Here is a 22,299-nt window from a genome sequence, read left to right as displayed (position 1 = left end):
TCAGCGCGTTAGTTTGCCTCGAGAATGACCTCTGCCATCGCCTTGTCCCTGCGCAACTGTTCGGTCAGTTGCTCCGCGGTATCGAACTTTCGCTCTTCGCGGATATGCCGGAAAAACAAGATGCGCAAGCGCTGACGATATAAGTTTCCTTCATAATCGAAAATGTTCACCTCAACCGATTGTTTCCTTCCATGAAACGTGGGGCGAACGCCAATGTTAATCATTCCTCCATGAGCCTTTTCCTCCCCGGCGATATACACCCTTACCGCATATACACCCGGAGCGGGTATCAACTTATCTGCAGTGGGACTGAGATTCGCGGTCGGAAAACCCAACCGTCGCCCATTCTGAAAGCCGGGAATCACCACACCTTCCATCTGATAGGGATAGCCCAAACATTTGTTGGCAAAGGGCATGTCCCCGGTCTCAATGAGCCGACGCACGACCGAAGAACTCACCTCCGTACCCTCTATCATAAAAGCGGAACTCTTCAGCACCTCAATCCCTACTTCCGCACCATAACGCACGTAATCGTCGAAAGTTTCGCGGTGGTGATGCCCAAACCGGTTGTCATAACCCATGACGAGCCGACGCACATTCAGTCGTTTTCTCAGCACAATATCCATGAACTCCTTCGCGGAAAAATGTGCCAATTGTTCATCAAAATGCAAAACCACCGTGTTATCCAATTGCGTTTGGCGCAGATGGTAAAGCTTCTCATTGAGCGATGAGAGCATCTTCGGCTGATAATCCGAATGAAGCACCGCGCGCGGATGCGCATCAAAAGTAATCGCCATCGACTCCATCCCGGAAGCCACTGCCGCTTTCACCACATTTTGAAGAAGGAACTGATGTCCCCGATGCACCCCATCGAAGAAGCCAATGGTGGCAACCGAAGGCGCGAGTTCGATATCGTCGGCAGTTGTTAAATCTATTATTCTCATGATTGCTGTGCTTGAACCTTTGTGATGAAAATCCGTCAAGATGCGAAATACACGTGAGCAAATCCTTTTTCCTCACCTGCGGTTATCTCGTCGCCTAATCATCATCAAAACAGAACATGCACTGCCCCAATCTTTATCAAGACTTCGCGGAACATGTCCTTAAACTTTGGCAAAGATACGGTAAATCGGCGTGAAATACCCTCTCATCCCATCCAAAATGTGTTAAAACGCTAAAAATATCATCCCTTATTTCTCTCTTTCAGCTTTTTTGATTATCTTTGCAGCCGAATTATCAAAATTCCCGGACTTGTAGCTCAGTTGGTTAGAGCAACAGACTCATAATCTGGAGGTCCCTGGTTCAAGCCCAGGCTGGTCCACAAAGAGGTTTCAAGAGGACGTCAAACAACACGTCATTTTAGCCTTCAAAACAAGGATAATCGCTGTAAAATCAAGGTTTTACAGCGATTTTTTGTTTTTTATCCATATCCGTTTGACTGCCAAACCATACCTTTTGATAGTCATCATTCGGTCATTTTCTGCTACAGAAACTGCTACACAAAAGCAGACTCTCAAAAAAATGTAGCAGTGAATGGAAAATGACTACCTAATTGACGGCATACAAATATCTCGTTTTCAACAATTTATGTTGAACTTTGTAGCCAAGAAAGCTACACTAAAAAATGATGCGTTATGAAAACGACTTTCAAGGTATCCTACTACCTACGTTCCAACTACGAGAACAAAGAAGGAAAATCGCCTGTAATGCTCCGAATGTATCTCGGAGGCGAAATGGCTAATCTTGGATCCACTAAAATTTTCGTGGATAAATCTAAATGGAGCAACAAAACCAGCAGAATGATCGGTAGAACGGCAGAAGCTCTCTCCGTCAATGCATCAATAGATGCACTGACAACAACTTTGATGCAGATCTATAGGAAATATGAAACCTCTGAAAGCTTGTCCTTAGATCTTATCAGGTCAGTGTTTCTTGGAACAGATAAGGAATTTACAACTTTTCTCCCTGTCTTTGATAAATATATTGACTCCATCACGCAACAAGTTGGCAAGACGCTGACAAAGGGAACGTTTTATAAGTACAAGGTGGTGAGGCAGAACTTTCAAAGCTTCCTACAGGCAAAATATCACCGCAGGGACATTGGGTTGTCAGAACTAACAAGTGCTGTTGTCCAAGACTTTGAATTGTATCTGACCTCAGTTGTAGGCGGGGCACATAATACTACCACCAAGAAATTGAGAAACTTGAAGACGGTCGTGAACTATGCGAGGAACAGAGGACTTATTATGCATGATCCGTTTGCAAACCACAAACTACACTACGAGTTGGTAGATCGTGGTTATCTCACAGAAGAAGAGGTTCTCCGTATTATGAAGAAACACTTTGACATAGAAAGGCTGGAGTTAGTAAAGAATATTTTTATTTTTTCCTGCTTCACAGGATTAGCCTACATTGACGTATATAATCTTACCTACGATAAGATTGTTACTGTCGAAGACAGACAGTGGCTTATCACCAAGAGGTATAAGACAAGCGTAGATGAAAATGTCATGCTGCTGGATATTCCCCTTGCCATCATAAGAAAGTACTATGACATTAACAGAAAAGGTGGAAAGGTATTTCCAATGATGAGCAATCAGCGCATCAATTCATATTTGAAAGAAATTGCCGACCTTTGTGGAATCAAAAAGAACCTCACCTTTCACATGGCAAGGCATACTTTCGCCACTATGTCTATATCCAAAGGAGTTCCAATGGAGTCGGTGTCTAAGATGCTCGGACATACGAACATCAGAATAACACAGATTTATGCCCGCATCACCAACAAGAAAGTGGAGCATGACATGGAGCAACTCGCCGACAAGCTCGACAAGTTCAATAAGGCGATGGGCATCTGATAATATGATAATGTATAACCTAAAAATAACATGAATTATGGAAACGACAAAGAAAGAACTATCCTACTTCCGTCTGAAATTAGAGAACTATCTCGGTGAGCATTTCCCCGAAATGCTGAGTGACAAACCATTCATAACGGCAAGAGCCGATGAAGCCCTTACCACCTACTGCGATGCAGTGGCACAAGGCTTCTCGCATCCCGAAGCGGAGAGTATGGCAAACGAAGTGTTGCATCGAGGACTGCATTTTTCAAAGTATGATACACTTGTGTCTGTCTTGGAGAATGAGTTTGAGAAAGAACTGCCTTCTCCACTCCCCGAAAGACTAACACCAATGCTTCTGAAGAACAAGGCAGTGCAAAGCGTTTTCGACAAGTATGAACTGACAGACGACTTTGGGGCGAGTCCTGAGTACGATAAACTCTACACCGAACTGACAGGAACAATCGTTCTGCTCATTGAGGTTAATGGTCTGCCAACTGTCGATAGTGAGAACATGACTTGATGTAATACCATCGGAAGCTTTTGTAGTGTCAAGATCCAAGATAAACGCTCCGCTCCACATGCCAAGAGTTTGTACAAACACTTGTCTTTTTTCGAGCATAGCTCTCAACAACTCGTGTGTAGCCAGAGCATCTTGTTATTGCTCTTGAACTATTAAAAGCTCCGATATGAATACAATCATCATGAATCAAGACGTTCTTAAAAGTGCGATTTCTCGCCGAGACAATAGAAGCGAGCTCCCATTGTCCTCACGGCTTAACGAAATCGTTCACACACCTGCCTTCATCAAGGCAGACGCATCGAACAAAACCGATAATATCAAGCAGCAGCCGACTTCTCCCAAGCAAGTCTGCCATTTCTCTTGGACACGCTTTATCGAACTCGCAATCCTGCTTTCCATCGTTATCGGTGCCATTTGGCTGATCTCAAAGATAGTAACGCCACAAGTCGTAACTGTCGTGTCAGTCATTGCAGGTTTTCTGATACTACGCTTTATAGTCAGGGTAATTCTGAAAGTGGCATTTACGCTGCTGAGCATTCTCTTCTGGCTGGCGATTCTCTGTGCCATCCTGCTTTGCGTGCTTTGAGAAGCACGACGATGAATCTGTAAACACTTTCATTTATCGTTCATCAGGTGGTTATCTCACATTTCGAGATAGCCACCTTTTCTATTTCCCACTATGGGCGTTGCACTTTCGCTTCCTTTCCAATGCTCCACAATATGCGAAATGAAGAAGACGGATGCTGTTCCCTTTTTATCCGCAAAGGTAGTATGGGGCTTGTGGCTTTTTTCGAGTCAAGCTCTCAACAACTCGTCAAAAGGTCTGTGCCGCTTGGTTTGTCTGGAAAATCTCCACACCTACGGGTAGTATTTTCCGACAAAACCTTGTGTAAGCCCGCCCCGCTACCTCTATTTTGCTACAAAAAGGACGAGTTGTTGAGGGCTTGCCCGAAAAATCAGCATACTCCGATCTTTGGACACATAAAAAAAATGTCGCTATGGATAAGCAAAAAGTAAATACAACATCTTCGATGAACAGAAAAGGATATAGCTCCTTCTCTCATTACCGCATTAACCCTACGGCTGAAAAGAGTGAGCAAGTGTTGGCAATGAAGTTTGTACAATGGGACGTTTCCCCTTTGGAGAACCTTTGTAACAGCAAAGTATATCTCCTGCGTGCAAAACTCAATCGTGGCGAGTGTATGAGCCGTGAGGAAAAGAATTGGCTATGTGAGGCGGTGAACTCTAACACCTATTTCCGCACAGCCGTTCCCCTACAAGGCTATCGCTTTGACTTCTTTGACGTGCTGAAGAAATACCTTGTCAATCAGTACGGACAATGGACAGAGTATTACGCACCCGACAGAACAAGCCTAAGAACCTACCTATATGGGCGTATCAATCAAATAGTAGAAATCCCAAAATACTAAGCAATATGAAAGGAACAGAACATTTCACACGGACAATAGCCGAGTATCTCAATCAGCGTGCTATGACAGACCCTTTGTTTGCCCCTAACTTGATGAAACCGAACAAGAATATCGAGGAGTGCATCACCTACATTCTTAATGAAGTACAGAAAAGCGGTTGCAATGGCTTTGATGATGATGAAATCTTCTCTATGGCTGTTCACTACTACGATGAGGACGATATAGAAGTAGGTAAGGCTGTTTCTTGCCAAGTAGCCGTTAATCACATTGTAGAAATCACAGAGGAAGAAAAAGCCGAAGCAAGGCAGGAAGCCATTAAGCAATATCAGCGTGAGGAACTTGCCAAGTTACAGAGCCGTAACGCACGAGTGAAAAAGACTGAGAACATAGCAACCCAAGTACAACCATCACTATTCGATTTTTAAGCCTATGAAACCAAGAAACAAATTTGAAAAGGCAGTTTTGGAACAAAGCAAGCATCTTCGCCCGATAACCACGACACAAAGTAAGTGGGCATTTCGTGAGTGCATAGACCACTTCGCCTACCGCTTACCAAAAGGTCGCACTACTTGTATGGATTGTGGGCATAGTTGGATAATGGACAAACATAGAGAAACTTGCACTTGCCCTCATTGTAGGGCAAAGTTGCAGGTCAAGGAAACCTATGAGCGCAAGTTGCAGCAGAAGCAGTATTTCACCATACTTACCACTTGTGGAGAGTTTCAAGTATTGCGTATGTTCCTACTTATTGTGGGTATGGAGAAAGGTTACAAAGCACAAACTTCTATAATTGAGATTGGGCAATATTGGTGGAATATGCAGGGACGAAAAGCTATGGTTGCCATACAGAGGGTATTGGGACACTATGTTGATACCTTTTCCTATTATAGTCCTATGGCGATACGCAACGATAATGAAGCCTATCAGCATATTGCCTACTCACCGATATATCCGAAGTTCAAGGTTACAGACATACTTCGTAGAAATGGTTTTAAGGATAATTTCTATGGCATCGTGCCTACTAAGTTTATTCCTGCATTACTTACAGACAGCCGAGTGGAAACATTGCTAAAAGCAGGTCGCACAGACCATTTACGTTACTTTCTTGGCAACAAGAAGGCTTTTGAAGAATTATGGCAGTCCTACAAGATAGCAGTCCGTAACGGCTATGAGATAGCAGACATTTCTTTTTGGAGTGATTATGTAGATACACTTAAAAGATTAGGTAAGGATATTCATAATCCAAAATATTTATGCCCAACAGACCTTAAAGCCGAACACGACCGCAGACACGAGGAACTTCTCAGATTACGTGAAAGGGAAGAGATAGAACAGAAGCAAAAGAAGGCAATGGAAGATGAAAAGCGTTTCAAGGAACTCAAATCCAAGTTTTTTGGTATCACTTTCACGGACGGCACAATTCAAGTCCACGTTTTAGAGAGCGTGCAGGAACATTTGGAAGAAGGTGTATCAATGCACCATTGCGTATTTTCTAATGCATACTACCTCAAGGAGGACTCCCTTATCCTTTCGGCTACCATTGAAGGCAAGCGAATAGAAACCATTGAAGTATCATTACGAACTCTGGAGGTGGTACAAAGTCGTGGGGTGTGCAACAAGAATACGGAATACCACGAGCAGATAGTAAACCTTGTGAATGCCAATCGAGGTCTTATAAGCCGAAGAATGAAAGCAACAGCATAAAGTATGAACCATTAAATTATCAGAGATATGAAAACAGAGATTGAAAACATCATCTACAATTGGACGGATGAGATACCGCATATTCTCATTAGGGTTATCAACGCAATAACCCTATCCGACAGCAAAGAGGAGTTAAGGTCAGCTATCAACAAAATAGTTGAAGAAACAGAGCTTGACAAGTTCTTTGCATACGGCTATGGCGCACATCACTTTTGGCTCACACACCGCAAATTATCTAATGGAGAGCCAAAGGAATATAGATTATTAAAGGTTGAATTTTAAGATTATGAAGAAGAAATTTTACAGAGTTCGGACGCAATACATCTTTGAAGGAGTGTTTGATGTGGTTGCGGAGAGCAAGGAAGACGCACGGCAGAAAGTCCTGCAAAATTGTGGGTTGGTTATGGGTGGCAGCATTCACAGCACACTTCCCGATGAGGAAATCAATTGGGCTTTCTCCACACACCCCGAAGTAAAGACGGGACGGATAATCGTTCAAAAAGAGCACACAACGTAAAGCGGTCGGCAGATTTGCCGACCGCTCCTTTCTTTCGTGAGCTTCGGGCGGACAAAGAAAGGAGCAAAGAAACCCCAACAAAAAATACCTCGTTACTTTTGGCAGTGAGTTGAGACGGCTCAAAAGTAACAAAAAGCCAAATAACTAATATCCTGTCTTATATGTTATATCTAATTTGTTATGAATTATGGAAGCAACGACTAAAACCTCTATCATGGCTGATAATTGTGTATCCTCTGTCATTCTTGGAGTATGAGCTTTTGGATTACGATACATACTAAAAAAACCTTTTATAAAATTGCTAAACCCTTTATGTTCACTTTCCTCTGAAGGAGTTCTCAATGTATTAAAAGCCATAATTTTCTGTTGTTCGGGGAGCATTGTTTTTTCTTTTATTAAATCCATAAGGGATTTGAGCCTATTAACAGGACCTATACTTGATAAAATTCTTACGATATCTACATTTTTGTCAATTAATCTAAACAATCCTCTTATTCCTGTTTGGGTTAAATTTAAAAGCATCTTTTCATTATATTCTTGGGCATCTTTAGAAACTCCATAACAATTTCCTAAATAAGATAATAAAACTGCTTTTAAATAGGTGTTTAAGGATGCAATTGGAATTTCATATCCTAAGGCATCAAGTTCTTTGGCAAAATTTGGTTCATTATAAAAATTGTTCCATTCATAATGAGCATCTATGAGAAACTGAGCGTGTTTCTTAAAAATAACTTCTTTATAAGATTCTGGTATATAAGAAACACCATTAACTAGTTTTAAAAAGCTTAGTGCTTCATTAGCTCCATCTTTCCCTTTAACTTCTCGCAGAGATGCAAACTTAACAGCTATACTACTTTTTACATCTTCAGAAACAATATTCCATAATGATGGAGCAATCAATTTTACATTGTATTTTAGATTTGCATTACAATCAGGTTTGATATAATTTGAAAACAAATTATGTAAAATAGGACCATGAATTTTTGACGACTGATTTTCTATAATAGCACATATCTCCTCACCTTTCTCAAGTTTTTCTGATGACAAATTTTCTATGAGGTCTTTAATTTGCAATCCTGGAGCTGGTAGATCGTATGTAAGAACATACTTTATGCAATTCTTGATAAAATTAAATGTCTCTATCTTATCTAATGCACCCATAGGAAAATGAGCTGTTGAGAAATTATTCCGTATTTCTCGACACTGTTCAAGATAGAAATGGGCCTCATGTGGAATGATGCCGAGAGAAAAAGTACCAGAGATAATTTGATAATCTTTTACTTCTCTTAAGTCTTCAATTGTTTTTAATTTTTTACCCACCCAATTAATCGCACTGGAGAAATATTCAATACCATAGGAAATAATTTTACGGTACAAATCATAAATTGCCAAATTCCAAATATAATTTATTGCGGCATCATTTAAGCCGAAAGGGACGCCACAGATCGTTTCTGTGCAAAGTCGGATTTTGCCAAACGAGAGAATATATGTACCTTTGCATATGAGTTGGCACCTAACCCGTTTCGGGTGTGTATACTCTCAGGTCTTAATCCAATGACCGGTATACAGTCCCAGTAATATTCAATCAACTGTGTACTTTTTTCAGGAATCGCATAGACAATGCAAATGTCATTTACATCATTATTAAGTATAAGGAGGAATTTAAAATGAACAATTACAACAAACATTTATCCCACAGTCACCATAATCATGGCGACATGGATCATTCAAAACATGAGCACGTAAGCACGGAAGAACATGGAGACTATAAGGATCAACATCAAGAACATCATGCTGGGCATAATCACAGCGGGCACAGTGGGCATGACCACAGCGGGCACAGTGGGCATGATCACAGCGGGCATAGTGGGCATGACCACCATCATCACGGTAACTTTAAGGAACTTTTCTTAAAATCATTGCCAATAGGAATCATTATTATGCTCTTATCCCCTATGGCTGGGTTTGAACTACCATTCCAGTTTGCTTTTCCATATTCTGATATTGTAGTAGCTATTTTATCTACTATATTAATTATTTATGGTGGACGTCCATTCTATCAAGGGGCAGTTGACGAATTTAAACAAAAAGAACCTGGAATGATGGCTCTCGTTTCTTTAGGTTTAAGTGTTTCATATTTATATAGTATTTATACTGTAATAGCAAGCTACGTAACAGGTGAACAAATTATGGATTTTTTCTTTGAATTTGCTTCATTACTATTAATCATGTTATTAGGTCACTGGATTGAGATGAAAGCTATTGGAGAAGCAGGAGATGCACAAGAAGAACTGGCTAAGCTAGTACCAAAAGATGCTCATGTAGTATTAGATGACGATTCAATAGAAACACGACCAGTTGCTGACTTAAAGGTAGGTGATTTAATTCGAGTTCAAGCTGGAGAAAATGTGCCAGCAGATGGAACTATCGAGCGTGGCGAATCACGTTTAAATGAAGCTCTTCTAACTGGAGAATCAAAAGCAGTTAAAAAAGGTCCTGGCGATGAAGTAATCGGAGGCTCAACAAATGGAGAAGGGGTTCTTTATATTAAAGTGAATGAGACAGGTGATCAATCCTTTATATCTCAAGTTCAGAATTTAATCAGCCAAGCTCAAAGTCAGCCTTCCAGAGCAGAAAATATTGCTCAAAAGGTTGCAGGGTGGCTCTTCTATATTGCGATCATTGTCGCACTAATAGCTTTTGTAGTATGGACGCTTATAGCGGACATCCCAACGGCAGTAACATTGGCTATCACAACATTAGTTATAGCTTGTCCACACGCATTGGGTCTAGCTATTCCATTGGTCACCGCTCGTAGCACAAGCTTAGGGGCAAGTCGTGGCTTACTAGTAAAAGACCGAGAATCTTTAGAAATAGCTCAAGATGCAGATGTGATGATTTTAGATAAGACAGGTACTTTAACAACAGGTGAGTTTAAAGTATTAGATGTAAAACTTCTTAATGGAAAATATACAAAAGAAGAAATCATTTCACTATTGGCAGGTATTGAAGGTGGGTCTAGCCACCCAATTGCTCAATCAATTATTAGTTTCGCTAAGCAGCAAGGTATAAGTCCAGTATCTTTTGATTCAATTGATGTGATTTCCGGTGCTGGCGTAGAAGGCAAAGCCAAGGGCCATAGTTACCAATTAATCAGCCAAAAAGCATACGGACGTAATCTGGATATGGATATTCCAAAAGGAGCAACTCTCAGTGTCTTAGTAGAAAACAATGATGCCATAGGTGCTGTAGCTTTAGGGGACGAATTAAAACCAACGAGCAAAGAGTTAATTAAAGCTCTTAAAAAGAACAATATAGAGCCGATTATGGCAACAGGTGATAATGAAAAAGCAGCTCAAGGCGCGGCAGAAGATTTAGAGATTGAATATAGATCAAATCAATCTCCACAAGACAAATATGAGTTAGTAAAAACACTTAAAGAAGAAGGAAAGAAAGTTATCATGGTAGGTGACGGTGTTAATGATGCCCCTTCTCTTGCCTTAGCAGACGTTGGTATAGCTGTAGGTGCTGGAACCCAAGTGGCGTTGGATTCAGCTGATGTCATCTTGACTCAATCTGATCCAGGAGATATTGAATCATTTATTGAATTAGCACACAAGACAACTCGTAAAATGAAACAAAATCTCTTTTGGGGAGCTGGTTATAACATTATAGCTATCCCTCTAGCTGCAGGAATTTTGGCTCCTATTGGTATCACATTAAGCCCTGCATTAGGAGCAATCCTAATGTCTGTGTCAACAGTCATTGTCGCCATTAATGCTATTTTATTAAGTTTAGATCCAAAAAGTAATAGTTAGCAGATCGAATGATTGAAACACCTTAAAGTATCAATATACAATTGTTTTACAGGAGAAAAAGAGATGTAAGTACTGGCTCTTTGTAAAATCGTATTGGTAGAAGTAGACGATTTTTCTACCAACACGATTTTTAATTTATTATAAAACTGATTTCTTTTAAAATCCTATAAGCCATTGATTTTATAAGTTTTATAGCTTGTTATTCTATTTTCTTGACATCAATACTACAGTCTCAACCCCTATGGTTATGGGGAACATATCCACGCTCGTAGATGGAAACATATCAAAGATTGGCTCTCGTTTGTAGGAACATATCGACTGTAATTATTTCATTTTCAAGCCTTTATCGATAGCTTCCTGAATAATCTTATGACAACAAACTCCCAACGGATTGTTTTCTTTACAATTAGAATTTTTCATTGCCCCAGTGATGGCATTTACTTCTTTTACGGATTTCGCGCCATGCTTTACAACTGCTTCAATTACCTGATTTTCTGTGACTTCGCTACAATAACAAGCATACTTAGGATCTGCATCTTTCTTAAACCAGATAGGAACTCTAACTTGGTCTTTCAAGAATTTTATTTCATTATCTAAGTTATAGTAAACAACGTCGCAGTCCTCGTTCATGCAAATCTTATATTGATCTCCGTTAACAGCATTACGATAATCATCTACCACTAGATGTTCAACAGTTACTTTACTAACGGAAATCCCTTCATTATTACATACAGGACAATTGTCTTTAATTTGATCCGGCTTTTCTGTTTTGCATCCACAACAACATTCATTATTAATCTTCATATTCTTAGCCTCCATATTTTCATTATAATTTCTTTTTTAAACTAGGTAAAACCAATTTTGTAGAGTCCAACAGCAAATGCAAATTTATGGAAAGTTTTCGAAGAATTTGTATTTAGGGGTATCAAAATTTAATTTTTCTCTTGGTCTTCTGTTTATTTTCTTTTGTATTTCCATTATTTTTCGGTCAGAGAAATCGTTGAAGTTTGCCTTTTTTGGTATGTACCTTCTAATGAGTTTATTTGCGTTCTCTACAGCACCTTTCTGCCAGGAGGAGTAAGAATCGGTGAAGTAAACCACCACCGGATTTCTTCCATTCATGCTGAGCCGCCTTGTTATTTCCTCGTGTGCGGCAAACTCACATCCATTGTCAGTGGTAATGGTAAGCAGTGATTCCCTATATGGAAAGAGCAATTTTGCCACGGTCTTTGCCGTTGGTAACGCCTTCCGTCCCTGCGGCAGTCTTTCTATGAGAATGTAGTTAGTCGAGCGTTCCGTTAAGGTAACAATGGCATGACCGTACGAGTCGACGATAGTGTCCAGTTCCCAGTCTCCGAAGCGCGTGCCGTCAGCCTGCATTGGTCTCTGGTGTATGCTTATACGGTTAGGGATATTGGTAGCCTTCGTAGGACGCAACGCCTTGCTCCTCTTTGTGTATTTGAGTCTATGTGGCATATGTGAAGCAAGTTTTCCGGTGGTGTCTGCATGGACGTGGTTGTAGATGGTCTGCTTCACGATGTGAATACCCTCACGTCTGAGCACGCCTGCAATTTGGCTAGGAGACCAGTCCTCATCCTCTATCATGCAGTCAACACGCCACCATAAGTCCTCAGGCTTGCGGTGATTGCCTTTGAAGCCGTGCTTGCGGACTTCGCACTTGGATTGTGCATACTTCCACACATACGTGCCGTCCGGCTTGGAGTTTCGCCTGATTTCACGGATGACCGTTGAGCAGGACACTTCGATTTCCCTTGCTATACGGGATTTGCTCCATTTCCTTTGAAGTCCAAGATAGATTTCGTATCTTTGTGCTTCGATTAGTTGATTTGACATAGCAATACAAAATTAATTAATCTTAGGGAGATTTCGGTCTCCCTTTTTTTATTTGTATTGCTGATTGTTTCTTTACCTCGCCGAGAGATGCAGACAACCTCTCGCTACGCTTCGAGAACGTCTGCATCTCTCGGCGAGGGGTACTCTTTTATTGCACTTCGATTTTGAATCTGCACAAGAGTCATTCTGTGTAAAATCATGGAATATAAAACAGCGCAAACTCCACCTGTCTGCGTTTAACTAACCCATTCAAGGCTTTTCCCTTATATTGGCAGAACGAAACATACTCCCGATAGATATTTCTATCTCCTGCTTCTATCTTTCGTAGCAGCCTACTCTTGGGGTGCTTGCCATAACCAAGCAATCGTCCTACACCCACATTATAGGCAAGCAAGGTCAGCAGCAGGGCATCCTTACCATAGCCTTTGAAGTGTTCAAAGCATTTCCAAAGGTCGGCACGGAGCAGTGAGTCAGCCTGCCGTTCCGTCATATCCGCAGTGAAACGTTCTCCTGGTTGCAGCTGATGACCATATCCAACATACGGAAAATCCTTCGGCTTATTATGAAGTCCCTCAAAGTATTTAACAACAACTACCGCACGCTCAAAAGGTGGCAAGTCTGCCAGCCGTACCCTGCGCTGGGCAAGGATCGGCTGGCAGAGCAAGCACATTATACAGAATAAAGCAAAGCGTTTAGCTGTTCGCATCGTTCAAGGCTCTGGTTGCTACTGCGGTGGTCTTTCCCTTTTCTTCCTCCTTCTCATTATTGAAGCTGAAAGTCAGTTGCTGCATTTTGCCAAAACTATCCTCCACATACACGTCAATCGTCTGGCGGTCAGTGGAGAGCGAGGTGTAATACAGACGGAACACATCTTTCGTGAGCGGATAGCGATCATTGGGCTTGAATACCGTACCATCATCCATCTTCAGCGTTCCCTTGCCGTCAGGCTGGAAATAACGTATCGTATAGCGAGTGTCAGCAAACTCACCACCTCGTTTGAGCGTGCAGCGTATCTCAGCCGTCTGACCCCTTACGATGTCCTTCTGAACCGGCATTGTCTCCACCGTGAACGGATAAGACTGCTGAACATCCAGCTCCCTATCACAAGCAGATAGACAAAACACGGCAAGGGCAAGTACGCCCATTACCCATATCGAACTTAATATCTTCCTTTTCATGTTTCTTTTCTATTAAATATTAAACCTAAGTCCTGCTGATAGCGCAGGACGGAAACGATGCACGTCAGAGCCGAAGAGCAACCGCCCTTGTGCCTTGACAAGAAATAGAAGCCTGTCCGTAAGGAATACTTCCAACGAGCCATGCACGGCACCGCCATAGACAAAGCGGGAGCGGTCGAGCAGTGTCGCCCCATCGGGCAGCAGCTTTTTGTCCTCGTTCAGCTGCTCATAGCCACCCAAGGCGGATATGCCGCCATAGAACGACACGTTCTTTCCCATGTCAGAGAGTATCGGGTGCATATAGCCCACCTGCAAGAGTGCATCTTTGAGTTTTACGTTATAACTTCTGTACGGCATATTCTGCTGTTCATACTCAACTCCTACAAAGGAGTAGTTCTCTCGTTTCAAGTAGCGGGTAAGTGATACGCCAACGCCGAAGTTATCCTTGGCTAAGAGTTTCTCGCCTTTGATAAGGGGAAGACTTCCAACGACTTCTACCCCTTTCTGCTTAGGAATGAGTCGCTGTGCGTGCGACGGCAGACTGAAAGTCATTGCCACCGCCACGCAAGCCGATAAAATAAGGTTCTTCTTCATAAAGCCTACCATTTCAGTTTGAGGTTATCAATCTTCTTTGCTATCTGCAGGTCTTCTGCCGTTACATGAAAGGTCAGCGTACGACCGCCATTTCTCTCATAGAGCGTCACTTCAAGCTGCTTGTCTTCTGCAAGAGAGAACTGTTCGAGCGCAAACACAGCGTGTTCACTACCCATGCCACGCACCTGCATCACCTGATGATAGGCACGAAGCGGCTGCATCACCTGCTCTTGTATGGCGGTACGCTTTGCCACCTTCTTATCAACCACCTTGAACGTGATGAAGTCCACCGAGTATGGCATATTCGTGCCGTTTTCCATACGAGTGTGGAAATACAGCAAGCCGTTATGGGCATACAAGCCACGGAGCAGGAACTTCATACCGAACTGCTGCGAGCCGATATGTTTGACGGTACGCCTGTTGTTCTGATAGATGGTCTGCATCATCAGTTTGACGAGTACGGGCGACTCGTTGCCGAGTTCCTTGAAATAGATGTCGGCACGGTTGCTCGGTAGTCGTCCGTCCGTTGGTGACAGGAAGTCCTTCATCTCGATGCTTAACTTCTCCGGCTCATCGGCATATTTGACATTGAAAGCGTAAAACGAGCCGTCTTCGCAAATCACGCTCATGTTGGTTTCCTTCTCAAAATCCTTCACGGCAGCCTTCACGCGCAACACGTTCTCTGCATCCTCCGCCTTGCCTGCAATCAAGTTATTGCTCCCCAAGTCCACATAGCGAATGGCAGAAGGAAAGATAAGATGCACGGTCTTGTCAAAGGTAACCTCCAGACCATACGGTAGTACGACACGTCCCGTTGGAATAGCACGGCTCATACCTTGAAAAAGTTCTCCCGAAGTAAGCGGACGGCTTGGTGTCAGACCATCATTGTTTTCCTGTGCTGTGGCTGTTGCTCCCACCATGGCAAGCATAGCCAGTGATAAAATAATTTTCTTCATTGTTCCTTTTGATTTGATGTTATTTTTTACTTATCATTTTCGATTGTTTTATTTGGACTGAACCAAGAAAAGGCGGTAACCCCCTTTGAGCGTTACCTTGACGGTGCGCAGCTTCTTCTGAAGTAGCTGACTTGCACCCTGCATCACTCCACGGGCAGCCTCGGAGATAATCTGGTCCTTGGCAGAGGAAGCGAAGGTAAAGGATGTCCCCATTGAACCGCCGATGTTCGCTCCAACTTCCTTAAGCGCATTGATATCCTCCGAGCCAGGTATATACACGCCCTCTTGTCCGTCCGTGTCGTATGCCGAGAGCTTGACGGCTATGATATGTCCGTCCACCTCAATGCTTTTGATAAGCAGGTGCATACGGTTGCCTTCAATCTTAGCAATGGCTATGAGTCGGCTTTGACGTGGAATACGCAGTCCCTGCACCTTGGCAGTCTCCAGCAGACGAAGCACCACATTGTCTCCCTCCTTGAGCGTGGTCGTTCTGTCCACCACCACTTTGAGCGTGTTGCGCATCGTGGGTGCAGCCGTACTTGTTAGCGAATGGAAGCCCATGTTGCGTGCTCTTGTTCCATATTCCTTGATAAAATCCGCATCGCTCATCGGCTGACCGAGTGAAGTCACCACCTGTTTGCGCTCCGCCAAGACCTCCATTGACGGTGTACCAACTTGCGCAGCCTGCCCTTTAGTCACACCCATATCGGTGGTAGAAGTGGTGTTTCTCTTGCTTTCCGTAAAGGCATTACTCAATGACGACGGCACGGATGATGTCTTGGGTAGATACTTTGCTGCCATCTGATAGCTCTTTTCCATCAAGACAAGCTGCCGTTTCTCCTCATTGTCCTCCCTGCTGTCTTTGGAAGCCAATTCCTTTTTGAGGTTGTCAATCTCCTGTCTCATTGCCTCACGCTCCTGTTCATGCGGATCGGGAGCGTAAAAAGAGTTCAAGAGGCGATTATTCTCCTCATAGCGGTGCATGGAGCTTTCTATCTTCGCTGTCGATGCAGCCACCTCCGCACGCTGTGCCTCTGATGGAGCAGTGTTCTGTGCGAAATAGTCCGATAGTCTGCCCATCTCCTCACGGGCCTGCTCTTCCTCGTGTGTCTTGTCGCCTAATTCGTAGGCTTTGAGCTTGTTTTCGGTGAGCTTTTCTGTCGTTGCCTGCGGGATGCTGTCATTGAGCCCCTGTTCCGCAGCAGTCTTATCCTTGCCCGAAGGTGCGAAGATAAACCACATCGAAAGGGCAAACAGCAGTCCCAGTCCTCCAAAGACCAGGCCTTTTTTCATTTGTTCTTTCTGTTTATTATCCATTTTCTTTGATTGTTTGATGATGTTGTAGGTAAAAATTGCCGTGTAACTCTTGTAAAGTACTGTCCGTCTGTATCGGACTGTCCGTCAGCTTTCCCGTGGGGATGGGTAGTTTCTCCTTCTTTGGAGGAAGGAAAAACTGCGCTATCATCCAAAGCGAGCAGAGCAGATAGATGAAACTCAGCCCATAGACGATTTCCTTTCTCTGCCTTATCGTGAGCCTTTCACACCGATGGCGAAGCCATAGGTGAAATCTCAGATAATGGTGAGCGAGCAAATAGTTTACTTTTCTTGCCATAGCCTTATCGTTTATAAGTCTGTATATCCCTGTTTTCCTTCACAAGGAAGTTCTCCATCAGGAAGCCTTGCGGGTTGTTGTCCGAACGGACTGAGTTCTGCAGCGTGCAGGTCGTAACAAGACTGCGCTCTGTAACGTTACTCTGACGGACGATAAACTCCCGTGCATAGGTCGTTACCACATAAGGGTAAGTATTAAAGTTGCAGTGGATAGAGTCCACCTCTATGCGCTGGTTGACATTGCCCGATATGGCACGGTTATAATACCCCTTCTCTGCCAAGTCCTTGTAATAGTTGAAAGCCGACTTGTCGCATAGCAGGAAGGCACGCTCCATGTTCCTCTCGATGGCATCCTTGTCGGGTGCAATGGTAAAGAAGAGTTCGTGGAAACGGCGGACGTGTTCCCTTGCCTCCACGGGACGGTTTCTACTTGCATCCTGACTGAGAGCCAGCATGAGCGACTTTCCCTGGTCAAGCACATAGATTTTCTCCCTCTGCTCCTTGGCGAAGCTGTACGAGGCATAGAGGGCATATCCGCTCACCGCCAAGCAGACAAAAGCAAAAACAAAGGCATAGAGCCTTATCTGTCTGAATGAGGTCTCGATATTGTTAAGTGATTTGAATTCCATTCCTTTTTCCTTTTATAGCTGTTGATGAATTAAGTATTGTTGATCCATTTCTATTTCCCTTTGAGCAAGGCTCCCTTGATACGTCCACCGACATTTCCTACAGCAGCACCTGCGCCTGCCATAGCAGCCTTGCCACCTGTATATGCACCTTGCGCACCACGCTGTGCCGTCTGGTTGACATTGCGACCGTAGGAGCCAATACCGCCACCAGCTTCAATGATCCACCCTGCCACGGTAGGCACGCAGAAGTAGCCCACAATACCAATAAGGAAGAAGACGATGTAATACCACGTTCCCGAATCAGGCAGATAGTTCGGATCGCTGAGCGCATCGATGTCTTTCTGCATCATCAGCACCTGTATCTTGGTAAGCAGTGCCGTAAGAATAGAGCTGACAGGCAGCCACAGATAGACCGATATATAGCGTGAGAACCAAGCTGTAAGTGAGCCTGCAAGACCATCCCATACGGCTATGCCGAACACGATAGGTCCGAGTATCGAAAGGACAATCAGAATAAAGGTGCGAAGCGTGTCGATGATGAGTCCCGAAGCATGGAACAGTAATTCCAAAAAATCGTGTACCAATTTCATGACCCATTGCTTGGTCTGATAGGCAGCACGCTCGGCATACATCCCCGCTATCGTCACGGCATCCTCCGGACCGATGATGCCCATTTCCTCTATCTTCTGGTCGAACTTTTCGTTGGAAACCAAATAAGCCGTTTCAGGATTCCTAAGGTAGGCTTCCTCCTGCAGCTTATCTCTTTTTGCGGTCAGTTCCGCCAAATTGCCTTCCTGCTGGTGTACCATCATCTCCGTTCCTTGCACCACAGGTGAGAGTACGGCGTTCATCGTACCGAGTACGACTGTCGGAAAGAACATGATACAAAAGCCCAGCACGAAGGGACGGAGAAGCGGAAACACATCGATTGCCTCGGCACGGGCAATGGAAGCCCACACCCGAAGGGCAATATAGAAGAGTGCACCCAAGCCCGCTATCCCCTTGGCGATGCCTGTCATCTGGGAACAGAGCGGCATCATCTCATCGTAGGTCGAGCGAAGCAGCTCGTGTAAACTGGCAAAATCCATAAGCAAAAGTGTTTTATGAAAGTTTTTTCAAGTTTTTTTTAGTCTGTGGATTTACCAATACCTGCTTGCCGTATTACCATAGAGCGCCTTGACAGAGGCAAGGTTGTTCTTCTCCCTTGCACGAACGTAACTCACGGAGATGTTCTTCCTTGTATAGTACGACACCAAGGAGCGGTACTCACGTAGTGTGGTATAGATACGGTCTATCTGCTGCATGCGCTCGTGGTCGTTCATGGAGAATACATTACTCTTGACGATGGACTTGAGTTCCTTCAGGCTTTCACCACTTTGCTCGAGCAACTTGGTGTAGCCCGAAGCCATCGCAGCGAGTTCTGCCGGGCGAAAGTTCTTGTCCGAGAGCATCTTCTTATACGAGGTGACGTAAATCTCAGAGATGTCACCCACCATAAGAATACACTCCTTGACCTTATAGGCATCGCCAATAAGGTTATTCACCTTCTTCAAGGCATCGTAATACTTCTTGGTGTCGTTGTAGAGTTTTTCCACCTCCTTGAATCCGTCCAAGGTATTCTTTACTGTCTTCGAGGCGGTGGCAATCTCCTTGACCGTATTGGCAATGTTGCCGGCAAAGTTACCGGGATCATAGACCGTCCACTGTGCGTGAGCTTTGGGAACTGAAAGGCTCAATCCTAAGAGAGCCATGAAAATGTACTTTTTCATTGTTGCTATAGTTTTGATGGTTTGTTACTTATTTCTTTTTATTGTTTCTTTTCTCTATGGCAAGCTGACGGATAGCCGTTTCGATATCTCCACCAAGCTGTGCTGCTCTGTTCATCACCTCCACCTTCTCGGTTTCTTCCGTGGTATAGGTAAGGTATTCCTCCATGCTCACTTCCGTAGCATAGACAGCACTCTGCATACCGCCCAAGCCTATCCATACCTCTTTGTAGAGTCGGTTCGGGTCATTGTTCTGGTTGATGGAGAGTATCTGGCTCTTTTCCTTTTCAGATAAGCCGAGCATCGCCTGTATACCGTCGAACTTGGTCATGTATTTTCTTTGGTCGAGCAGTATCTTGCAGTCGGAGTTGTTGATGATACTCTCCTTGACAATGGGCGACTGAATGATGTCGTCCACCTCCTGTGTCACGACAATGGCTTCCCCGAAATACTTTCTCACCGTCTTATAAAGGTACTTGATGTAGTCCGCCATGTTTGCCGAAGCAATGGCTTTCCACGCTTCCTCAATGAGTATCATCTTTCTGATACCTTTGAGTCTTCGCATCTTGTTGATGAAGGCTTCCATGATGATAATCGTTACCACGGGAAAGAGGTCTTTGTTGTCCTTCACTTGGTCGATTTCAAAGACGATAAAGCGTTTACTTAGCAAATCAATATTCTTGTCCGAGTTCAGTAGGAAATCATAGCGCCCGCCATGATAGTATTGCTTCAATGTCGTTAAGAGGTTATTGATATTAAAGTCCGAGAGCGTTACCTTGATGTCTCGCTTTTCCATATCCTTTCGGTACACGTCCCGCAGATACTCATAGAAAGTATTAAAACAGGGTATAACGCTGTGGTCAGCACATATCAGCTCGATATAGGAGTTTACGGCTGAACCAAGTTCACCTGCCTCGGTCTTAGTAATATGCTCATCTGCACTCTTCCAAAGCGTGAGCAGCAGCGTGCAGATACTCTCCCTTTTCTCTACATCGAAGAAATAATCATCCGTGTAAAAAGGGTTAAAAGATATAGGGCTTTCATTGGTATAGGTGAAATACACGCCGTCCTCGCCCTTGGTCTTGCGGTGGATAAGTTCACACAAGCCTTGATATGAGTTACCCGTATCAACCAAGAGGACATGCGCTCCCTGCTCGTAATACTGGCGTACCATGTGGTTGGTAAAGAAAGACTTACCACTGCCCGAAGGACCCAAGATAAACTTGTTACGGTTGGTGATGACTCCCTTTTTCATTGGCAAATCCGATATATCCAGATGAATAGGTTTTCCAGAAAGGCGGTCAGCCATTTTGATACCAAAGGGAGAGAGCGAATCCTTGTAGTTCGTCTCAGCGGTAAAAAAGCAGAGCGCAGGCTCTATAAATGTATAGAACGACTCTTCCGAAGGAAAATCGGCTGCATTGCCGGGAATGCCCGCCCAATAGAGCGTTGCCACATCAATTGTATTGTGACGTGGGTGGCATTCCATAAGAGCAAGCGCAGAACCTACGTCATTCTTGATCTGGCGAAGTTCTTCCTTATCACTACTCCATGCCAATACGTTGAAGTGGGCACGGATGGAGGTCAGTCCCTGCGAGTGGGCGATATTGAGATACTCCTGTATCCATTCCTCGTTAATTTGGTTGCTACGGCTGTAGCGTGCCAGCGAGTGCATGTTTCTTGCCTGCTTCTCGAAGCGTTCCAAGTTGGCATCGCTGTCCTCGATGAAGAGATACTGGTTATAGATATGGTTGCACGGCAGCATCAACCCCACGGGAGCGGCGAAGGACAACCTGCAATCGGAGCGATCAGTGGAAAGCCGTTCATATCGACTGTCCGTGCTCACATTTGTGGGCAAATCATCTGTATCGCTTAATGTATGTAAGCAGAGCATATTGTCGCCCACGCGCACAAGGTCTGCGCCCAGACGGATGTCCTCCAATGAGGCATGTCCCTCTTCTGAAAGAGAGAAATACCTGTCAAGCAGGCCGCCCTTTTCATTTGTGCCAACTAACTCATCTCCTGTCATGCGGACAATCCTTATCTGCTCGGTATCGTTGATGATACGCTCGAACTGGTCTACGGCTTCCATGAACTTCATCACCTCATCCTTGTTGGTAATTTCCTTGGGCAGCAGATGCCCACGACAAAGCGAAGAGAAGTTACTCTGCTGTGCCATACGCTGCTTGTTCGTCTTGGTTAGGAAGAGATAGACCGAGTGGTGTAGATACGGACGTTCGTTGAAGTGCCTTTCAGAGGAACGGGCAAGGAAGCTCAGTCCGCCATCGGAGAGCTTTCCTTGATAGTCCTCCTTGATGAACCAGTCCTGCTTGTGTACGATGCTGTAATCGGGCAGCACTTTTATAGCTTTGTGCCAGGCAGAGTGCATTGCTTCGTATTCTGTAGAAGTGACGGTAAAGAGTTCGGGCAGTTCCACACGGAAAACCACAGTGATGTCAGCATCTTTGCTCACCATGCAGCCCTGCTCGATGGAGAGCAGCGGGAACTTTGATTCAAGGGTCGTTATCTTGCTTTTGTTTCTCATTGCTTCTTTCTTTTGGGTTGAAGGTTACGGATAAGGTGATAGACCGTCCGGCGGTTCAAAAGGTAGCGTGGGTGCATTCTCACGGCTCCCTTTTTCATGAGTCCGTATTGCCCATACTTTCGGTTCATGGCAAACGTTTGCCACACCACGAGGGTGGTACCCACTATGCCTATGACCAGACAGGCTATCTGGCTCACTCCACAGAGATAGAGAATGACCACGAGAAAGAAGACAGCCAGCAAGCCTCCTGCAAAGAGGAAGAGGTACTGCGCCTTCAAGCCCTTGAACTCCACCGTCCGACCTACACCTTTGTTGATTTCCCAACTCGCCATTG

General features: G+C 44.1%; 24 protein-coding genes and 1 tRNA gene. 10 read left to right on the top strand and 15 right to left on the bottom strand.

Annotated elements, in window-relative coordinates; genetic code table 11:
* Nucleotides 1-8: 8 nt before the first annotated feature.
* Nucleotides 9-944, bottom strand: coding sequence for a riboflavin biosynthesis protein RibF (ribF, locus tag E0E16_RS00300; protein WP_130828335.1), 936 nt, complete (start codon nucleotides 942-944; stop codon nucleotides 9-11).
* 303 nt (nucleotides 945-1,247) lie between these two features.
* Here ribF and E0E16_RS00295 point away from each other — a divergent pair.
* The 9 genes from E0E16_RS00295 to E0E16_RS00255 all read left to right on the top strand — a co-directional run bounded on the left by E0E16_RS00295 (nucleotide 1,248) and on the right by E0E16_RS00255 (nucleotide 7,014).
* A tRNA-Ile gene (locus tag E0E16_RS00295) sits at nucleotides 1,248-1,321 on the top strand.
* A gap of 313 nt (nucleotides 1,322-1,634) precedes the next feature.
* Nucleotides 1,635-2,858 carry a site-specific integrase gene (locus E0E16_RS00290; protein WP_130828334.1) on the top strand — a complete coding sequence of 408 codons (1,224 nt, stop codon included), beginning with the start codon at nucleotides 1,635-1,637 and terminating at the stop codon, nucleotides 2,856-2,858.
* Between the two features lie 37 nt (nucleotides 2,859-2,895).
* Nucleotides 2,896-3,363, top strand: coding sequence for a DUF1896 domain-containing protein (locus E0E16_RS00285; protein WP_130828333.1), 468 nt, complete (start codon nucleotides 2,896-2,898; stop codon nucleotides 3,361-3,363).
* Between the two features lie 166 nt (nucleotides 3,364-3,529).
* Entirely contained in the window at nucleotides 3,530-3,949 is a 420-nt protein-coding gene (locus E0E16_RS00280; protein ID WP_255418073.1) for a hypothetical protein, read from the top strand.
* Nucleotides 3,950-4,361: 412 nt separating this feature from the next.
* Complete coding sequence (locus E0E16_RS00275) at nucleotides 4,362-4,793, top strand: hypothetical protein (protein WP_130828332.1); 432 nt, start codon at nucleotides 4,362-4,364, stop codon at nucleotides 4,791-4,793.
* 5 nt (nucleotides 4,794-4,798) lie between these two features.
* Nucleotides 4,799-5,218: a PcfK-like family protein gene (locus tag E0E16_RS00270; protein ID WP_130828331.1), complete on the top strand. Its 420-nt coding sequence runs from the start codon at nucleotides 4,799-4,801 to the stop codon at nucleotides 5,216-5,218.
* Between the two features lie 4 nt (nucleotides 5,219-5,222).
* Complete coding sequence (locus tag E0E16_RS00265; RefSeq protein ID WP_130828330.1) at nucleotides 5,223-6,497, top strand: PcfJ domain-containing protein; 1,275 nt, start codon at nucleotides 5,223-5,225, stop codon at nucleotides 6,495-6,497.
* Between the two features lie 27 nt (nucleotides 6,498-6,524).
* Nucleotides 6,525-6,779 (top strand): DUF8466 domain-containing protein, encoded by a 255-nt coding sequence (locus E0E16_RS00260; protein ID WP_130828329.1) that lies wholly within the window; start codon nucleotides 6,525-6,527, stop codon nucleotides 6,777-6,779.
* A gap of 4 nt (nucleotides 6,780-6,783) precedes the next feature.
* The gene (locus E0E16_RS00255; RefSeq protein WP_130828328.1) at nucleotides 6,784-7,014 is read left to right on the top strand and encodes a hypothetical protein; all 231 of its coding nucleotides are present in this window, start codon (nucleotides 6,784-6,786) and stop codon (nucleotides 7,012-7,014) included.
* 144 nt (nucleotides 7,015-7,158) lie between these two features.
* On the opposite strand, the gene E0E16_RS14035 is transcribed toward E0E16_RS00255, so the two are convergent.
* Nucleotides 7,159-8,406 carry a TIGR02391 family protein gene (locus tag E0E16_RS14035; protein WP_060941326.1) on the bottom strand — a complete coding sequence of 416 codons (1,248 nt, stop codon included), beginning with the start codon at nucleotides 8,404-8,406 and terminating at the stop codon, nucleotides 7,159-7,161.
* A 275-nt stretch (nucleotides 8,407-8,681) separates the two neighbouring features.
* Here E0E16_RS14035 and E0E16_RS00245 point away from each other — a divergent pair, with 275 nt between their 5' ends.
* A complete protein-coding gene (locus E0E16_RS00245; protein WP_130828327.1) occupies nucleotides 8,682-10,832 on the top strand; it encodes a heavy metal translocating P-type ATPase in 2,151 nt (716 codons plus the stop codon).
* 324 nt (nucleotides 10,833-11,156) lie between these two features.
* Here E0E16_RS00245 and E0E16_RS00235 read toward each other — a convergent pair whose 3' ends face one another.
* The 13 genes from E0E16_RS00235 to E0E16_RS00175 form a co-directional block, all read right to left on the bottom strand.
* Nucleotides 11,157-11,651, bottom strand: a complete 495-nt coding sequence (locus tag E0E16_RS00235; RefSeq protein WP_002846217.1) for a Csac_0668 family 2Fe-2S cluster-binding (seleno)protein — start codon at nucleotides 11,649-11,651, stop codon at nucleotides 11,157-11,159.
* Nucleotides 11,652-11,720: 69 nt separating this feature from the next.
* Nucleotides 11,721-12,686: an IS30 family transposase gene (locus tag E0E16_RS00230; RefSeq protein WP_130828326.1), complete on the bottom strand. Its 966-nt coding sequence runs from the start codon at nucleotides 12,684-12,686 to the stop codon at nucleotides 11,721-11,723.
* Nucleotides 12,687-12,882: 196 nt separating this feature from the next.
* Nucleotides 12,883-13,392: a glycoside hydrolase family protein gene (locus E0E16_RS00225; protein WP_130828325.1), complete on the bottom strand. Its 510-nt coding sequence runs from the start codon at nucleotides 13,390-13,392 to the stop codon at nucleotides 12,883-12,885.
* A complete protein-coding gene (locus E0E16_RS00220) occupies nucleotides 13,379-13,864 on the bottom strand; it encodes a DUF3872 domain-containing protein (protein WP_130828324.1) in 486 nt (161 codons plus the stop codon). The genes E0E16_RS00225 and E0E16_RS00220 overlap by 14 nt, the downstream gene beginning before the upstream one ends.
* 12 nt (nucleotides 13,865-13,876) lie before the next feature.
* Nucleotides 13,877-14,458, bottom strand: coding sequence for a conjugal transfer protein TraO (locus E0E16_RS00215; protein ID WP_130828323.1), 582 nt, complete (start codon nucleotides 14,456-14,458; stop codon nucleotides 13,877-13,879).
* A gap of 5 nt (nucleotides 14,459-14,463) precedes the next feature.
* On the bottom strand, nucleotides 14,464-15,414 hold the full coding sequence (traN, locus tag E0E16_RS00210) for a conjugative transposon protein TraN (RefSeq protein ID WP_130828322.1): 951 nt from the start codon (nucleotides 15,412-15,414) through the stop codon (nucleotides 14,464-14,466).
* Between the two features lie 48 nt (nucleotides 15,415-15,462).
* Nucleotides 15,463-16,731 carry a conjugative transposon protein TraM gene (gene traM, locus E0E16_RS00205; protein ID WP_130828321.1) on the bottom strand — a complete coding sequence of 423 codons (1,269 nt, stop codon included), beginning with the start codon at nucleotides 16,729-16,731 and terminating at the stop codon, nucleotides 15,463-15,465.
* Nucleotides 16,724-17,026 (bottom strand): hypothetical protein, encoded by a 303-nt coding sequence (locus E0E16_RS00200; RefSeq protein WP_040555682.1) that lies wholly within the window; start codon nucleotides 17,024-17,026, stop codon nucleotides 16,724-16,726. Before E0E16_RS00200 ends, traM begins: the two co-directional genes overlap by 8 nt.
* A 4-nt stretch (nucleotides 17,027-17,030) precedes the next feature.
* On the bottom strand, nucleotides 17,031-17,654 hold the full coding sequence (gene traK, locus E0E16_RS00195; RefSeq protein ID WP_130828320.1) for a conjugative transposon protein TraK: 624 nt from the start codon (nucleotides 17,652-17,654) through the stop codon (nucleotides 17,031-17,033).
* Between the two features lie 50 nt (nucleotides 17,655-17,704).
* Nucleotides 17,705-18,742, bottom strand: coding sequence for a conjugative transposon protein TraJ (gene traJ, locus E0E16_RS00190; protein WP_130828319.1), 1,038 nt, complete (start codon nucleotides 18,740-18,742; stop codon nucleotides 17,705-17,707).
* A 51-nt stretch (nucleotides 18,743-18,793) separates the two neighbouring features.
* A complete protein-coding gene (locus E0E16_RS00185; RefSeq protein WP_004356170.1) occupies nucleotides 18,794-19,423 on the bottom strand; it encodes a DUF4141 domain-containing protein in 630 nt (209 codons plus the stop codon).
* Nucleotides 19,424-19,451: 28 nt separating this feature from the next.
* On the bottom strand, nucleotides 19,452-21,965 hold the full coding sequence (locus E0E16_RS00180; RefSeq protein ID WP_130828318.1) for a TraG family conjugative transposon ATPase: 2,514 nt from the start codon (nucleotides 21,963-21,965) through the stop codon (nucleotides 19,452-19,454).
* Nucleotides 21,962-22,297, bottom strand: coding sequence for a DUF4133 domain-containing protein (locus tag E0E16_RS00175; RefSeq protein WP_130828317.1), 336 nt, complete (start codon nucleotides 22,295-22,297; stop codon nucleotides 21,962-21,964). The genes E0E16_RS00180 and E0E16_RS00175 overlap by 4 nt, the downstream gene beginning before the upstream one ends.
* Between the last annotated feature and the right edge of the window lie 2 nt (nucleotides 22,298-22,299).

Source organism: Prevotella rectalis, from assembly GCF_900607215.1.
GTDB classification, from domain to species: Bacteria; Bacteroidota; Bacteroidia; order Bacteroidales; family Bacteroidaceae; genus Prevotella; species Prevotella brunnea.
Note: the sequence above shows the minus strand (reverse complement) of the source record. Positions and strands in the feature narration are given on the sequence as shown.

Bases quoted from the DNA above. Each gene is read 5' to 3' on its own strand.
- E0E16_RS00270 (WP_130828331.1), top strand. From the start codon at position 4,799: ATGAAAGGAACAGAACATTTCACACGGACAATAGCCGAGTATCTCAAT.
- traK (WP_130828320.1), bottom strand. From the start codon at position 17,654: ATGGAATTCAAATCACTTAACAATATCGAGACCTCATTCAGACAGATA.
- E0E16_RS00260 (WP_130828329.1), top strand. From the start codon at position 6,525: ATGAAAACAGAGATTGAAAACATCATCTACAATTGGACGGATGAGATA.
- E0E16_RS00285 (WP_130828333.1), top strand. From the start codon at position 2,896: ATGGAAACGACAAAGAAAGAACTATCCTACTTCCGTCTGAAATTAGAG.
- E0E16_RS00245 (WP_130828327.1), top strand. From the start codon at position 8,682: ATGAACAATTACAACAAACATTTATCCCACAGTCACCATAATCATGGC.
- E0E16_RS00185 (WP_004356170.1), bottom strand. From the start codon at position 19,423: ATGAAAAAGTACATTTTCATGGCTCTCTTAGGATTGAGCCTTTCAGTT.
- E0E16_RS00265 (WP_130828330.1), top strand. From the start codon at position 5,223: ATGAAACCAAGAAACAAATTTGAAAAGGCAGTTTTGGAACAAAGCAAG.
- E0E16_RS00290 (WP_130828334.1), top strand. From the start codon at position 1,635: ATGAAAACGACTTTCAAGGTATCCTACTACCTACGTTCCAACTACGAG.
- traJ (WP_130828319.1), bottom strand. From the start codon at position 18,742: ATGGATTTTGCCAGTTTACACGAGCTGCTTCGCTCGACCTACGATGAG.
- E0E16_RS00215 (WP_130828323.1), bottom strand. From the start codon at position 14,458: ATGAAGAAGAACCTTATTTTATCGGCTTGCGTGGCGGTGGCAATGACT.
- traN (WP_130828322.1), bottom strand. From the start codon at position 15,414: ATGAAGAAAATTATTTTATCACTGGCTATGCTTGCCATGGTGGGAGCA.
- E0E16_RS00225 (WP_130828325.1), bottom strand. From the start codon at position 13,392: ATGCGAACAGCTAAACGCTTTGCTTTATTCTGTATAATGTGCTTGCTC.
- E0E16_RS00220 (WP_130828324.1), bottom strand. From the start codon at position 13,864: ATGAAAAGGAAGATATTAAGTTCGATATGGGTAATGGGCGTACTTGCC.
- E0E16_RS00180 (WP_130828318.1), bottom strand. From the start codon at position 21,965: ATGAGAAACAAAAGCAAGATAACGACCCTTGAATCAAAGTTCCCGCTG.
- E0E16_RS00280 (WP_255418073.1), top strand. From the start codon at position 3,530: ATGAATACAATCATCATGAATCAAGACGTTCTTAAAAGTGCGATTTCT.
- traM (WP_130828321.1), bottom strand. From the start codon at position 16,731: ATGGATAATAAACAGAAAGAACAAATGAAAAAAGGCCTGGTCTTTGGA.
- E0E16_RS00230 (WP_130828326.1), bottom strand. From the start codon at position 12,686: ATGTCAAATCAACTAATCGAAGCACAAAGATACGAAATCTATCTTGGA.
- E0E16_RS00255 (WP_130828328.1), top strand. From the start codon at position 6,784: ATGAAGAAGAAATTTTACAGAGTTCGGACGCAATACATCTTTGAAGGA.
- E0E16_RS00275 (WP_130828332.1), top strand. From the start codon at position 4,362: ATGGATAAGCAAAAAGTAAATACAACATCTTCGATGAACAGAAAAGGA.
- ribF (WP_130828335.1), bottom strand. From the start codon at position 944: ATGAGAATAATAGATTTAACAACTGCCGACGATATCGAACTCGCGCCT.
- E0E16_RS00200 (WP_040555682.1), bottom strand. From the start codon at position 17,026: ATGGCAAGAAAAGTAAACTATTTGCTCGCTCACCATTATCTGAGATTT.
- E0E16_RS00175 (WP_130828317.1), bottom strand. From the start codon at position 22,297: ATGGCGAGTTGGGAAATCAACAAAGGTGTAGGTCGGACGGTGGAGTTC.
- E0E16_RS00235 (WP_002846217.1), bottom strand. From the start codon at position 11,651: ATGGAGGCTAAGAATATGAAGATTAATAATGAATGTTGTTGTGGATGC.